The organism is Pantoea sp. Mb-10 (assembly GCF_021272205.1).
Lineage (GTDB): Bacteria > Pseudomonadota > Gammaproteobacteria > Enterobacterales > Enterobacteriaceae > Pantoea.
The window spans coordinates 1-13,756 of record NZ_JAJSDX010000002.1 but is presented as its reverse complement, the minus strand read 5'-3'; the positions used below and the strand labels follow the sequence as shown (position 1 = coordinate 13,756).

Below are 13,756 nucleotides of genomic sequence, written 5' to 3'. Positions count from 1 at the left end.
GATTATTTCCGTGCCCTTCTCGCTATGACGACACCGCAACAGGGATTGAGCCCTGCGCTGGTTGCCCTGATGTCCGTGGCAACCGGGCTGGCCGTTGCCTGCAATTATTACGTTCAGCCACTGCTGGACACCATCGCGCAGCAATTTCACCTCTCCGTTAGCCTGGCGGGATTTATTGTCACCACGGCGCAGCTGGGGTATGCCTGCGGGCTGCTCCTGCTGGTGCCGCTGGGCGACATGCTTGAGCGGCGTGGCCTGATTGTTTCGATGAGTCTCCTGGCTGCCGGCGGCCTGGCAATCACCGCCCTCTCCACCTCGCTGCCGCTGATGCTACTGGGGACGGTAGTGACCGGGCTCTTCTCCGTGGTGGCGCAGATTTTGGTGCCGCTGGCGGCTACGCTGGCCGCACCAGAGAAGCGCGGCAAAGTGGTGGGCACCGTCATGAGCGGTCTGCTGCTGGGGATTTTGCTGGCGCGAACTGCCGCCGGAGCGCTGGCCCAGCTGGGCGGCTGGCGCAGGGTGTATTGGACGGCCAGTGCGCTGATGATCCTGATGGCGCTGGCGCTGTGGCGCTATCTGCCCCGCTATAAGCAGGCGGTGCCGCTGAACTATCCGCAGCTGCTTCGCTCCATTTTCAGCCTGTACGCAGCCAACCGCGTATTGCAAACGCGCGCGCTGACCGGCTGCCTGAGTTTCGCGAACTTCAGCATGCTTTGGACATCGATGGCGTTTTTGCTGGCTGCGCCGCCGTATAACTTTAATGAGGGTGAGATTGGCCTGCTCGGTCTGGTGGGGGCAGCCGGTGCGCTGGCGGCGCGTCAGGCCGGGGGCTTAGCCGATCGCGGTAAAGCAAAGCTCACCACCAGCCTGGGCCTGTTGATCATGCTTGGTTCGTGGGGATTAACGGCGTATGGCGCACAGCATCTGCTGGCGCTGATTGCCGGCATTCTGCTGCTGGATCTCGCCGTACAAGGCGTCCACATCACCAATCAGAGCGTGATTTATCGCAATCAACCCGAAGCGCGTAATCGCCTGACGGCGGGATACATGACCAGCTACTTTATTGGCGGCGCGCTGGGGTCACTGCTCTCTGCGAATGCCTTCAACCATTTTGGCTGGTACGGCGTTTGCGCCGCAGGCGCGTTGGCCACCAGCCTTAATCTGCTGATATGGTGGCGCAACGCGCACGCAGAGCCTGTGCATAAACACAGTTAATTTTCGCGCAAATTGCGTTCCACTCTGTTCAAGACGACGTGAGTTTGATAAGGTTAGCTGTATACTTATCAACCATCGTTATTTTAACTAGCGAAATAATTTCTCTATAAAATGTTTCGCTTTTCTGATTTATACCGCCGCGAACTTTACCTGAAAGCGCGGCGTGGCACAGCGTAGGACAGGTTACATAAATCTGTCTGGTCTGACGATTAGCGGATGACTGATGAATAATCACTCACTGAAAACATGACCGTGATTTATCTGTTACTATCATGATTATATTTGATGCAACTAAGAGGTTTTTTTGAATGGAAAGTTCGTTTACTCCCATTGAACAGATGCTAAACATCCGTGCTAACCGCCATAAAGATTTTCCGCTGCAGGAAATTATTTTGACTCGTCTTTGCATGCATATGCAGGGAAAGCTGCTGGACAATCGCAACAAGATGTTGAAGGCGCAGGGAATTAACGAGACCTTATTCATGGCGCTGATTACGCTCGACGCGCAGGAAAACCAGAGTATTCAGCCCTCCGAACTCAGCTCTGCGCTAGGTTCATCGCGCACCAATGCCACGCGCATTGCCGATGAGCTGGAAAAACGCGGCTGGATTGAGCGTCGTGAAAGCCACAATGACCGTCGCTGCCTGCATCTGCACCTGACAGAAAAAGGTAATGAATTTTTACGTCAGCTGCTGCCACCTCAGCATCAGAGCCTGCAGTATCTGTGGTCGTCACTCACCAGCACCGAGCAGGATCAGCTGGAAGCCATCACACGTAAATTGCTAAACCGCCTTGATAAAATGGATGAAGATCAGGTTATCGCCTCCCTGTCGCGTTAATAGCAAGAAGTGCGACACAATCACCTTTCGAAATCGCTATTTTAATCCACCTTTACCCAGCCAGCGCCTTAAGCGCTGGTTTTTTCTGCTCGGGAAATCGTGTCGATGGACCGACTCCTCCTGACTTAATGGCAAACGTGGAGAACAAAATGAGTGCGACAGCAGAGGCGCAAAGCCCGCAACAGCCAGGCAATAAAAAGAGAAAGCGCAAAGGTATCCTGATCGTGCTGGCGGTGGTGTTTGTCATCGCGGGTCTGGCTTGGTTGGCCTACTGGTATTTAGTGCTGCGCCATTATCAGGAAACGGATGATGCTTACGTGGCGGGTAACCAGGTGCAGGTGATGGCCCAGGTGTCCGGCAGCGTGAACAAAGTGTGGTTTGACGATACCGATCGCGTGAAGAAAGGCGACGTGTTGGTGTCGCTGGATAAGACCGATGCGGAACAAGCGTTTGAAAAAGCGCAAACGGCGCTGGCCACCAGCGTACGTCAAACGCATCAAATGATGATCAACAGCAAGCAGTATCAGGCCACGATAACACTGCAGCAAACCGCGCTCGATCAGGCGGAGTCAGATCTCAAGCGGCGTGAACCGCTGGGCGCCTCTAATCTGATTGGTCGCGAAGAGCTGCAGCACGCGCGCGACGCCGTCGCCACGGCCAAAGCGCAGCTGGATGTGGCGGTACAACAGTACAACGCCAACCAGGCGATGATCCTCAATACCTCCCTGGAAAACCAGCCGGCGGTGAAACAGAGCGCGGCCGAACTGCGCGACGCCTGGCTGGCGCTGCAGCGCACCGATATTCGCAGCCCGATGGATGGCTATGTTTCACGTCGTAGCGTCCAGGTGGGGTCACAGATTTCCACCAGCACGCCGCTGCTGGCCGTGGTGCCCGCCACCAATCTGTGGGTGGATGCCAATTTCAAAGAGACGCAGCTCTCCGGCGTGCGCATTGGTCAGGCTGCCACGGTGGTGAGCGATATCTACGGCGATGACATTGAGTATCACGGCAAGGTCGTCGGCCTGGATATGGGCACCGGCAGCGCCTTCTCGCTGCTGCCTGCGCAGAACGCCACCGGCAACTGGATCAAAGTGGTTCAGCGTCTGCCGGTGCGTATTGAGCTGGACCCAAAAGAGGTGGCCGAGCATCCGCTGCGTATTGGTCTTTCCACGCTGGTGAAAATCGACACGCAAAATAAAGACGGCGCCGCGCTGGCAAGCAGTGTGCGCACGCAGGCCGCCTATGAAAGCAACGCGTTGGCTATCGATCTCGCGCCGGTCAATCAACTGATCGCTGACATCGTCCGTGCTAACGCCGATTGACGGCGCGGGAGAGTGTAATGGCACAAAAACCGCTTGAAGGTGCGCCGTTAGTCCTGATGACCATCGCCCTGTCACTGGCGACGTTTATGCAGGTCCTGGACTCCACCATCGCGAACGTGGCGATCCCCACCATTGCCGGTAATCTTGGTGCGTCGAACTCACAGGGCACGTGGGTGATCACCTCGTTTGGGGTGGCGAATGCCATCTCCATCCCGATTACCGGCTGGCTGGCAAAGCGCATCGGTGAAGTAAAGCTGTTTACCTGGGCAACGGTGCTGTTCGTGCTGGCGTCCTGGGCGTGCGGCATGTCCGAAAGCCTGGAGATGCTGATTTTCTTCCGCATCATTCAGGGCGTGGTGGCCGGGCCGCTGATCCCGCTGTCGCAAAGCCTGCTGCTCAACAACTACCCTCCGGCAAAGCGCAGCATCGCGCTCTCGCTGTGGGCAATGACGGTGATTGTGGCGCCGATCTGCGGCCCGATTTTGGGCGGCTGGATCAGCGATAACTATCACTGGGGTTGGATCTTCTTTATCAACGTACCGATTGGTGCCGTGGTGGTGCTGCTCACGCTGCAAACCCTGCGCGGACGCGAAACCCCTACCGCCATCCGTCCGATCGACATTGTCGGTCTGGTCTTGCTGGTGGTCGGCGTGGGCGCGCTGCAGGTGATGCTGGATCGCGGTAAAGAGCTGGATTGGTTCAGCTCCACTGAGATTATCGTGCTCGCCGTGGTGGCGGTGATCGCGCTCACCGTGCTGCTGGTGTGGGAGCTGACGGACGATGACCCGATTGTGGATCTGTCGCTGTTTAAAAAGCGCAACTTCACCATCGGCTGTCTGTCAATCAGCCTCGCCTATATGCTCTACTTCGGTTCGATTGTGCTGCTGCCTCAGCTGCTGCAGGAGGTGTACGGCTACACGGCCACCTGGGCCGGGCTGGCGTCCGCGCCAGTGGGGATTATTCCGGTGATCCTGTCGCCGATCATTGGCCGCTTCGCGCACAAGCTGGATATGCGTCGCCTGGTGACGTTCAGCTTTATTATGTATGCGGTCTGTTTCTACTGGCGTGCTTACACCTTTGAGCCGGGCATGGATTTTGGTGCTTCCGCGTGGCCGCAGTTTATTCAGGGCTTCGCGGTGGCGTGTTTCTTTATGCCGCTGACCACCATTACACTCTCGGGGCTGCCGCCGGAGCGTCTGGCGGCGGCGTCCAGCCTGTCGAACTTTGTGCGTACGCTGGCCGGATCGATCGGGACGTCCATTACCACCACCCTGTGGACCGATCGCGAATCCATGCACCACAGCTATTTGACGGAGTCAGTGAATCCTTACAATCCCAATTCACAGCAGATGTACGATCAGTTGCAGAGTTTGGGAATGAGTCAGCAGCAGGCTTCCGCCTACATTGCGCAGCAGATCACTAATCAAGGTCTGATCATTTCGGCGAACGAGATTTTCTGGGCGTCCGCTGGAGTATTTGTGATTTTGCTGGTGCTGGTATGGTTTGCCAGGCCGCCGTTTGGCGCGGGGGGTGGCGCCGGTGGCGCGCACTGATACTGAGCAAAAAAAACGGGCCTTTCGGCCCGTTTTTTTATGCGTTCTGTCGCCACCACTCGGCAAGCAAGATCCCGGTTGCCACCGAGACATTCAGGCTCTCAACGTGCCCCGTGCCGCCAATCGACAGGCTGATATCGCCCTGCTGGAAGGCGCTGTCAGACAGCCCTTCGCGCTCCTGGCCCAGCACCAGCACCATTTTTGCTGGCAGCTCGGCTTGCGCCAGCGGCGTCCCCGCATGGCTGGAGGTGGTCACAATGGTGTAGCCCGCTTTGCGGAAGGCTTCCAGCCCGTCAGCGAAGCTTTCGCCGCTGATCGCCTGAACGTGCTCGGCACCGCCTTCGGCAGTGCGCACGGCCGCGCCAGACTCCAGCAGAGACGCATCATTCACCAGCAAACCTTTCACACCAAAGTGCGCGCAGCTGCGCATGATCCCACCAAGATTGTGCGGATTGCTGACGTCTTCCAGCGCCAGTACGCAATCTTTGGCTTTTGCCTGTTTCAGCCACGCTGATACCGGCATACCCATGCGTTTTTTGATAATGAAGCAGACGCCGCCGTGGTGTTCAGTACCCGAAGCTTTTGTCAGTTCCGCATCGTCAACCACGTGATAGGCTTTGCGATTCGCCGCCAGCCAGCGCAGGGTTTCGCGGAAGCGTGGCGTGACGCTCTGCACAAACCAGGCGCGAACAATACTTTCTGGACGGCTCAGGAACAGCGCCTGACAGGCATTTTCGCCATAAACGCGCGTCTCTTCCTGTCGCTGACGGCGGATCTGCTCAGGATCGATAACCGGCTTGCCGGTGGTCCCTTCTTCGGCAGGCGCGTCATTCACAACCGGCGGGCGAGAAACGGTGCGCCAGGGGTTATCGCTGAATTCGCGATCGTCCTGACGGCGTTCGCGCCCTTCATTATTACGTGAACCGCGCGAACGGTCTGCCTCGTCACGCGCTGAGCGACCGCGACCGCTCTCTTCATTATTCCGTGCGCTGCGGGAACCACCAGAACGACGACTCTCTTCCTGGCGCGCAGCAGGACGGCCGCCTTTGCCGGTGCGAGGATTGGCTTTTTGACCCGTCTCCTCGTCACGTACATACATCACTTTTACCTTGCCGCTTTTGCCTTTCAATTCGTCGTTCATCTGTTCCTCCAGCTTTCAGAGCGCGAAGATTACATGATGTATCGGCGCTAAGCTATCAACTATTGAACCTATTGGGTAATCCAAATTGAGGATAGCAGCCAACCTTTTCATAATGGCCCGTAATCACAATTTTATAGGTCCGGTCTGAGGTGACGATGAATACTGTATGTGCCTCCTGTCAGGCAACAAACCGCGTGCCTGAAGCGCGCGTGCTCGAAGGTGCCAAGTGCGGACGCTGCGGCGACGCGCTCTTTGATGGCGAGATTGTCAACGCCACAGCGGAAACGTTCGACAAGCTTTTGCAGGATGATCTGCCGGTGGTAGTGGATTTTTGGGCGCCCTGGTGCGGCCCGTGCGTGAACTTCGCGCCGGTGTTTAAAGAGGTTGCCGAGGATCGCCGTGGCCAAGTGCGCTTTGTAAAAGTGAATACAGAAGCCGAATCGGCGCTCAGCTCGCGGTTTCGCATTCGCAGCATTCCAACCATCATGCTGTTCAAAAACGGCGAAATCGTCGACATGCTTAACGGCGCAATGCCCAAAGCGCCGTTCAATGAATGGCTTGACGAATCCCTGTGATCCCATCCAGGCCAGCCCCCCGCTGGCCTTGCTTTCCTTCATCTATTACACTGGCGTTTTTCCTACCTGTGAAGCTATGTTAGAAAATGCCGTTCTGCGCCTGCGTGCGCAACGTTTAGCCCGTGCTACCCGTCCGTTTTTGGCGCGCGGCAATCGCGTTTTACGCTGTCAGCGCTGTCTGCTCCCGCAAACAAACTGCCTCTGCGCCTCGCTGCAGCCCACCCCCGCACGCAGTCGTTTCTGTCTGGTGATGTTCGATACCGAACCGATGAAACCCAGCAACACCGGCCGCCTTATCGCGGATATTTTGCCGGACACGCTTGCCTTTGGCTGGTCGCGCACCGAACCGGATGCCGCCATGCTGGCAGCCGTGCGATCTCAGGAGGTTCAACCGCTGGTCGTTTTCCCCGGTTCTTATGCCGATAGCGGGCGCGAAATCATGACTGCGCCGCCGCGGGAGGGAAAACCGCCGCTGTTTATCATGCTGGATGGCACCTGGACCGAAGCGCGCAAGATGTTTCGTAAAAGCCCGTGGCTTGATACGTTCCCGGTGATGTCACTGACGGTTGCTACGCCGTCGCGTTACACCCTGCGAGAAGCACACGGCGAGGGCCAGCACTGTACTGCCGAAGTCGCGGCCGCGCTGCTGAAACAGGCGGGTGACCAGGCTGCTGGCAGTGCCTTGCAGCAGCACTTTGAACGCTTCCGTCAGGCTTACCTGGCCGGTAAACCTCACCATGCTGTCCACCGCAAAGGCGCCCCCTGCCCTGACGATTTCTGAAGCGGGATCGCAACTTAAAGGCCACGCATCGGCAAGGCACGCAAAACCGTTTACACTCACGTCAGTCTGGATTTCAGGAGTGCAAAATGAGCCAACGCGGTCTGGAAGCGCTGTTACGGCCTAAATCGATTGCGGTTATCGGGGCGTCAATCAAAGAGGGGCGCGCCGGGTACTTTATGATGCGCAATCTGCTGGCGGGAGGATTCAGCGGACCGGTGCTGCCGGTCACGCCAAAGTATAAAGCCGTCAGCGGCGTACTCGCCTGGCCCGATATTGCCAGCCTGCCTTTTGCCCCCGATCTCGCCATTATCTGCACACACGCCAAACGCAACCTCGTCCTGCTTGAACAGCTCGGCGAAAAGGGGTGTAAATCATGTATTATCCTGTCGGCGCCCTCCAGCCAGTGGGTGGCGCTTAAAACCTGCGCCAGCCGCTGGGGTATTCGTCTCCTTGGCCCTAACAGCTTAGGCTTACTGGCACCGTGGCAGGGCTTAAATGCCAGCTTTTCACCCGTGCCGATCGCCAAGGGACGCATTGCGTTTATTTCGCAATCTGCCGCGGTCTCTAATACCATTCTTGACTGGGCACAGCAGCGCAATCTCGGCTTTTCTTGGTTTATTGCGCTGGGAGATAGCCTGGATATCGACGTGGACGATTTGCTGGATTTTCTCGCCCGCGACGGTAAAACCAGCGCTATCCTGCTCTACCTTGAACACCTCAGCGATGCGCGACGCTTTGTTTCCGCTTCGCGCAGCGCGTCACGCAATAAACCGATTTTGGTGATCAAAAGCGGACGCAGTCATCAAGCGCAGGCGATGCTCGGCAGCCACAGCGGCCTTGATGCCGCGTGGGATGCGGCCATCCAGCGCGCGGGCCTGCTGCGCGTGCAGGATACCCACGAGCTGTTTTCTGCTGTAGAGTCGCTCAGCCACATGCGCCCACTGCGCGGCGAACGGCTGATGATTATCAGTAACGGTGCGGCACCCGCCGCGCTCGCGCTCGATGAGCTCTACGCGCGCAGCGGCAAGCTGGCGACATTGGATGACGACACGCTGCAGGCGCTGGCGTCACAGCTGCCAGAAGGGATCGGTCGCGGTAATCCTCTTGATTTGAAAGATGACGCTACGCCTGAGCGCTATGTCGCCTGCATCAATATTCTGCTTGATAGCCACGCGCTGGATGCGCTGATGATCATTCATGCGCCCAGCGCGGTGTCGCCGCCGAGCGAAACCGCCGAGCGCATTATCGCCGCCCTTCACGCTCACCCGCGCGGCAAACACGTTACGCTGCTGACCAATTGGTGTGGGGAATATTCCTCCCAAGCTGCACGTCGGGCCTTTACCCAAGCCGGCATTCCCACCTGGCGCACGCCGGAAGGCACCGTGACCGCGTTCATGCACCAGGTTGAGTATCGTCGTAACCAAAAGCAGCTGCGTGAGACGCCCTCGTTGCCGCCGCATATTGCGCAAAATAGCGCGCAGGCGCATCAACGCCTGCAACAGGCCGTGAATGAAGGCGTGACCACGCTGGATACGCACGAAGTGCAGCCGGTATTGCAGGCTTACGGGTTAGCCACGCTGCCGACCTGGATTGCCAGCGACAGCAGCACAGCCGTCGCTATCGCTGACCGTATCGGCTATCCGGTGGCGCTTAAGCTGCGCTCGCCCGACATCCCGCATAAATCCGAAGTGCAGGGCGTGATGCTCTATTTACGCAGCGCTGCGGAAGTGGCGCAAGCGGCCGACGCGATGCTTGAGCGCGTACGCGACACGCACCCTCAGGCGCATATTGCTGGCTTGCTGGTGCAAAGCATGGCTAATCGTGCTGGAGCGCAAGAGCTGCGCGTGGTGGTTGAAATCGATCCGCTGTTTGGCCCGATCATTATGCTGGGTGAAGGCGGTGTGGAGTGGCAGCCTGATAAACAAGCGGCGGTCGCACTGCCGCCGTTGAACATGACGCTGGCGCGCTATTTGGTCATTCAGGCCATGAAAAGCGGCAAAATCCGCAGCCGTAGCGCGCTCCATCCCTTAGATATTACTGGATTGAGCCAGCTGCTGGTGCAGGTTTCTAATCTCGTGATTGATTGTCCGGAAATACAGCGTCTGGATATCCATCCTCTGCTGGCCTCGGCTAACGAATTTACGCTGCTGGATGTTACGCTGCAGCTGGCGCCTTTTTCAGGCGACAGCGAGGCGCGGCTGGCTATTCGCCCTTATCCGCATCATCTTGAGGAGCAGGTTACGCTCAAAGATGGCCAGCACTGTTTGTTCCGCCCGATTCTGCCGGAAGATGAACCGCTGCTGCGGGCGTTCATTGCCCGGGTCACTAAAGAAGATCTCTACTACCGTTATTTTAGTGAGATCAACGAGTTTACCCATGATGACCTGGCGAACATGACGCAGATTGACTACGACCGCGAAATGGCCATCGTGGCGGTACGCCAGCAGCAGGGCCACGAGGAGATCATTGGCGTCACGCGGGCCATCTCCGATGCAGATAACACCGATGCGGAGTTCTCGGTGCTGGTGCGCTCCGACCTTAAAGGCCTGGGGATGGGCCGCCGTCTACTGGAAAAAATGATTCGTTACACCCGCGATCACGGGCTGCAACAGCTCAACGGCATTACCATGCCACACAATACTGGCATGATTACCCTGGCGCGAAAGCTTCATTTCCATGTGGATGTACAGTTGGACGACGGCATTGTCAGTTTACATTTGCCTTTGGCGTGACGTTGATGTTGGCCTGTAGAGAACAGTAAAAATCCTCCTTAGACGGCCGGTTGATGTTATTATTTAACGTTAGGGCCATGATTTGATGGCTAAAGGCCACATAACAAACAGAGAAGAAGTGCACTGTGATGTTGTCTAAACTTAAACGTAATAAACACCAACAACACCTCGCACAGCTACCTAAACTGGCACAGTCCGCGCTGGATGTGACCACGCTCTATTCGCCCGCTGAGTTTCGTGAAACCCTGTTAACGAAAATCGCCGCCGCAGAAAAGCGCATCTGCATCACCGCGCTTTATCTTGAGAATGATGACGGCGGTCGCACGATTATGCAGGCGTTGTATGCCGCACGGCAGGCACGCCCTGAGTTGGATATCAGCATTTTGGTGGACTGGCATCGCGCTCAGCGTGGGCGTATTGGCGCTGCGCGTGGCGTGACAAATGCGGACTGGTATTGCGAAATGGCGTCCGCCCATCCTGATATCGCGATCCCGGTTTACGGTATTCCCGTTAACACACGTGAAGCACTGGGCGTGCTGCATCTAAAAGGTTTCATCATTGATGATACGCTGCTCTACAGCGGCGCAAGTCTGAATGATGTTTACCTGCATCAACATGATAAGTATCGCTATGATCGCTATCAGCTGATTCGCAATCCGCAGTTGGCGGACACCATGTACGACTGGATAGGCGAAAACCTCAAGCAGTCCGATGCGGTTAATCGCCTCGACAAAACAGAGCGCCCTTCCAGCCCTGAAATCAAAAATGAGACGCGCCAGTTCCGCCAGGAGCTGCGGAGTTTTCATTACCAGTTCACTGGCAATGCGGATAATGACGCATTAGCGGTCACGCCGCTGGTCGGCTTGGGTAAACGCAGCCTGCTGAACAAGACCATTTTTCATTTGATGCCCTGTGCAGAACGCAAGCTGGTGCTGTGTACGCCTTATTTCAATTTGCCTGCCATCCTGGTGCGCAATCTTATTCAGCTGTTGCGTCAGGGCAAAGAGGTGGAAATTATCGTGGGCGACAAAACCGCTAACGACTTTTATATCCCACCTGAGCAGCCGTTTAAAATCATCGGGGCACTGCCGTATCTGTATGAGATCAACCTACGCCGTTTTCTGAGTCGCCTGCAGTATTACGTTGATAATGGCCAGCTTACGGTGCGCTTGTGGAAGGATGGCGAGAACAGCTATCACCTCAAGGGCATGTGGGTGGATGAAGAGTGGATGTTGATCACCGGCAATAACTTGAATCCGCGCGCGTGGCGGCTGGATCTCGAAAATGCGGTGCTGATTCATGATCCTCATAACGAACTGGCACAGCAGCGCGAAAAAGAGCTGGCGTTAATTCGTGAACACACCACCGTTGTCACGCATTTCCATGACCTGGAGAGCATTTCTGACTATCCCGCCAAAATCCGTAAACTTATCCGCCGGTTGCGTCGTATCCGCATCGATCGGCTGATCAGCCGTCTGCTTTAGTGCATGCGTGCGCTCATCCTCTGCGTGTGTTTGTGCTGCAGCGGATGCGCGCATGTGGCTCAGGATAACTGGACCGGCAGAGACAAAGCCGAACACTACTTCTCTTCCGCACTGCTCGCCGCAGCGGGCAGTGAAATATCTCAACATCAGCATCAGTCTCGCGCGCAGAACCTGCGCTTTGGCTTTCTTTTTTCGCTGAGTTTTGGCGCGGGAAAAGAGTTGTATGACAGCCGCTCCGCAGGAAGCGGCTGGAGCTGGAAAGATCTTAGCTGGGACATTGCAGGTGCCGCCAGCGGAATCGCCTTATGGAACCTGAGTCACTGATCACAGTGCAATACCCTTCCCTTTACGGTGCAGCATGAGCGACACCAGAAACGCTAACGCGCCCATTGCCGACACGTACCAGAAGAAGCTGCTTTCCATGCCCTCTTTTTTCATCCACAGTGCCACGTATTCCGCCGATCCACCGAAGATGGCGTTGGCCACCGCATAAGACAGCCCCACGCCGAGCGCACGCACTTCCGGCGGAAACATCTCAGCTTTCAGAATGCCGCTGATGGCCGTATAAAAACTGGTGATGATCAGCGACAGCATCACCAATACAAACGCTAAGCCGCTGCTTTGCACGTTTTGCAGCAGCATCAGCACCGGTACGGTACAGATTGCCGCACCGGCACCAAAGATCATCATTGAGGCACGTCGGCCGATTTTATCTGACAGGGCGCCAATGATGGGCTGAATAACCATAAACACCAGTAGCGCGCCGGTCATCACAGCACTGGCTGTGCGGGCATCCATACCCGCGGTATTCACGAGATATTTTTGCATATACGTCGTAAAGGTATAAAAGCTCAGCGAGCCGCCAGCGGTAAATCCCAGCACCATTAAAAAAGCGCGAGAATGGTTGCGTAGCAATCCAAAGATGCTGCCGGCGTCGCGATGCTCGCGGTGCTTTTTGTCGGACGTTTCATTCAGTGAACGGCGTAACCACAGCGCAACCACGGCCAGCGCGGCGCCAATGAAAAAAGGTATGCGCCATCCCCAACTCCGCAGTTCATCGTCATTGAGGATCTGCTGCAAGACCACGACGGTGAGCACCGCCATTAATTGTCCACCAATGAGCGTGACGTACTGGAAAGAGGCATAGAAACCCTTACGCCCTTCCAGCGCGACTTCACTCATATAAGTGGCACTGGTGCCGTACTCCCCTCCCACGGACAATCCCTGGAACATTCTCGCCAATAGCAGAATAACGGGTGCGGCAATGCCAATTGTCGCATAGCCAGGTAAGCAGGCGATCACCAAAGATCCCAAGCACATCATGCATACCGATATCAACATGGATCGTTTGCGTCCGTAGCGATCGGCAATATAGCCAAACAGCCAGCCGCCAATGGGCCGCATCAAAAATCCGGCGGCAAAAACCCCTGCCGTTTGCAGCAGCTGCGTTGTCGTGTCACCGCTAGGGAAAAACACATGTGCAAAATAGAGGGAGAAAAACGAGTAGACGTAGAAATCAAACCATTCGACCAGGTTGCCTGAAGAAGCTCCTACGATTGCCCAGATGCGTTGTTTATTGCTTACTGCAGCATGTGCTGACGCAGCGTTGTGAGGTAATGGAGATGCCATTTCACTGATTCCTTGCGATAAAGTAGACGCGTGAGGGTTCAGTAAAGCAGTTGTAGACCAGTTTCGTTACCTCTCTTTGCGTTGAGTTTGCAAAATGTGACTGATGAGGACTTTCTGCGTATGGACCTCACGCTCAACGTCAGCGAGCTTGGGACAAGCGCAGGAGGACAGGCACAGCGGCAGGATTGTGCGAAGGAAAAGACGGCGTTAAGCGGTCGCAGAGATCACAGCGGGTGAAGTCATTCGCCTGTGCGGGCGCGGCAGCGATCGGATCGGCCGGGCAGGCGGGCGATTTTCGCATGCACGTCATGTTCTGCAGACGTAAAAAAGCCCTGAACGGTCGTTCAGGGCTCTTCTGTTTGATGCCTGGCAGTTCCCTACTCTCGCATGGGGAGACCCCACACTACCATCGGCGCTACGGCGTTTCACTTCTGAGTTCGGCATGGGGTCAGGTGGGACCACCGCGCTACAGCCGCCAGGCAAAT

At 56.4% G+C, this 13,756-nt stretch carries 11 protein-coding genes and 1 rRNA gene; 9 read left to right on the top strand and 3 right to left on the bottom strand.

Features of this window, described 5'->3' with window-relative positions:
- The first annotated feature begins 24 nt into the window (after positions 1-24).
- From LU196_RS03385 to emrB, 4 genes are all read left to right on the top strand, one after another.
- On the top strand, positions 25-1,215 hold the full coding sequence (locus tag LU196_RS03385; RefSeq protein ID WP_232760952.1) for an MFS transporter: 1,191 nt from the start codon (positions 25-27) through the stop codon (positions 1,213-1,215).
- A 308-nt stretch (positions 1,216-1,523) separates the two neighbouring features.
- Positions 1,524-2,054 carry a transcriptional repressor MprA gene (gene mprA / locus LU196_RS03380; RefSeq protein WP_232760953.1) on the top strand — a complete coding sequence of 177 codons (531 nt, stop codon included), beginning with the start codon at positions 1,524-1,526 and terminating at the stop codon, positions 2,052-2,054.
- Between the two features lie 149 nt (positions 2,055-2,203).
- Positions 2,204-3,376, top strand: a complete 1,173-nt coding sequence (gene emrA / locus LU196_RS03375) for a multidrug efflux MFS transporter periplasmic adaptor subunit EmrA (protein ID WP_232760954.1) — start codon at positions 2,204-2,206, stop codon at positions 3,374-3,376.
- 17 nt (positions 3,377-3,393) lie between these two features.
- Positions 3,394-4,929 (top strand): multidrug efflux MFS transporter permease subunit EmrB, encoded by a 1,536-nt coding sequence (gene emrB, locus LU196_RS03370; RefSeq protein ID WP_232760955.1) that lies wholly within the window; start codon positions 3,394-3,396, stop codon positions 4,927-4,929.
- A 37-nt stretch (positions 4,930-4,966) separates the two neighbouring features.
- Here emrB and LU196_RS03365 read toward each other — a convergent pair whose 3' ends face one another.
- The gene (locus LU196_RS03365; RefSeq protein WP_232760956.1) at positions 4,967-6,070 is read right to left on the bottom strand and encodes a tRNA/rRNA methyltransferase; all 1,104 of its coding nucleotides are present in this window, start codon (positions 6,068-6,070) and stop codon (positions 4,967-4,969) included.
- Between the two features lie 155 nt (positions 6,071-6,225).
- Here LU196_RS03365 and trxC point away from each other — a divergent pair, with 155 nt between their 5' ends.
- From trxC to LU196_RS03340, 5 genes are all read left to right on the top strand, one after another.
- Positions 6,226-6,645, top strand: a complete 420-nt coding sequence (gene trxC / locus LU196_RS03360) for a thioredoxin TrxC (protein WP_232760957.1) — start codon at positions 6,226-6,228, stop codon at positions 6,643-6,645.
- Positions 6,646-6,721: 76 nt separating this feature from the next.
- Positions 6,722-7,426 (top strand): tRNA-uridine aminocarboxypropyltransferase, encoded by a 705-nt coding sequence (locus tag LU196_RS03355; RefSeq protein ID WP_232760958.1) that lies wholly within the window; start codon positions 6,722-6,724, stop codon positions 7,424-7,426.
- Positions 7,427-7,512: 86 nt separating this feature from the next.
- Positions 7,513-10,158 carry a bifunctional acetate--CoA ligase family protein/GNAT family N-acetyltransferase gene (locus LU196_RS03350; protein WP_232760959.1) on the top strand — a complete coding sequence of 882 codons (2,646 nt, stop codon included), beginning with the start codon at positions 7,513-7,515 and terminating at the stop codon, positions 10,156-10,158.
- A gap of 128 nt (positions 10,159-10,286) precedes the next feature.
- Positions 10,287-11,642 (top strand): CDP-diacylglycerol--serine O-phosphatidyltransferase, encoded by a 1,356-nt coding sequence (gene pssA, locus LU196_RS03345; protein WP_232760960.1) that lies wholly within the window; start codon positions 10,287-10,289, stop codon positions 11,640-11,642.
- Between the two features lie 3 nt (positions 11,643-11,645).
- Positions 11,646-11,966 carry a YfiM family lipoprotein gene (locus tag LU196_RS03340; RefSeq protein WP_232760961.1) on the top strand — a complete coding sequence of 107 codons (321 nt, stop codon included), beginning with the start codon at positions 11,646-11,648 and terminating at the stop codon, positions 11,964-11,966.
- Here the strand turns inward: LU196_RS03340 and LU196_RS03335 are convergent, their stop codons facing one another.
- Positions 11,967-13,271 carry an MFS family transporter gene (locus LU196_RS03335; protein WP_232760962.1) on the bottom strand — a complete coding sequence of 435 codons (1,305 nt, stop codon included), beginning with the start codon at positions 13,269-13,271 and terminating at the stop codon, positions 11,967-11,969.
- A 364-nt stretch (positions 13,272-13,635) separates the two neighbouring features.
- Positions 13,636-13,751: ribosomal RNA gene (gene rrf / locus LU196_RS03330) — 5S ribosomal RNA — on the bottom strand.
- Positions 13,752-13,756: the final 5 nt, after the last annotated feature.

What these genes read in the sequence shown, in the direction of transcription:
- LU196_RS03335 (WP_232760962.1), bottom strand. Translation starts at nt 13,271, where the DNA reads ATGGCATCTCCATTACCTCACAACGCTGCGTCAGCACATGCTGCAGTA.
- LU196_RS03385 (WP_232760952.1), top strand. Translation starts at nt 25, where the DNA reads ATGACGACACCGCAACAGGGATTGAGCCCTGCGCTGGTTGCCCTGATG.
- trxC (WP_232760957.1), top strand. Translation starts at nt 6,226, where the DNA reads ATGAATACTGTATGTGCCTCCTGTCAGGCAACAAACCGCGTGCCTGAA.
- LU196_RS03365 (WP_232760956.1), bottom strand. Translation starts at nt 6,070, where the DNA reads ATGAACGACGAATTGAAAGGCAAAAGCGGCAAGGTAAAAGTGATGTAT.
- pssA (WP_232760960.1), top strand. Translation starts at nt 10,287, where the DNA reads ATGTTGTCTAAACTTAAACGTAATAAACACCAACAACACCTCGCACAG.
- emrB (WP_232760955.1), top strand. Translation starts at nt 3,394, where the DNA reads ATGGCACAAAAACCGCTTGAAGGTGCGCCGTTAGTCCTGATGACCATC.
- mprA (WP_232760953.1), top strand. Translation starts at nt 1,524, where the DNA reads ATGGAAAGTTCGTTTACTCCCATTGAACAGATGCTAAACATCCGTGCT.
- LU196_RS03350 (WP_232760959.1), top strand. Translation starts at nt 7,513, where the DNA reads ATGAGCCAACGCGGTCTGGAAGCGCTGTTACGGCCTAAATCGATTGCG.
- emrA (WP_232760954.1), top strand. Translation starts at nt 2,204, where the DNA reads ATGAGTGCGACAGCAGAGGCGCAAAGCCCGCAACAGCCAGGCAATAAA.
- LU196_RS03355 (WP_232760958.1), top strand. Translation starts at nt 6,722, where the DNA reads ATGTTAGAAAATGCCGTTCTGCGCCTGCGTGCGCAACGTTTAGCCCGT.
- LU196_RS03340 (WP_232760961.1), top strand. Translation starts at nt 11,646, where the DNA reads ATGCGTGCGCTCATCCTCTGCGTGTGTTTGTGCTGCAGCGGATGCGCG.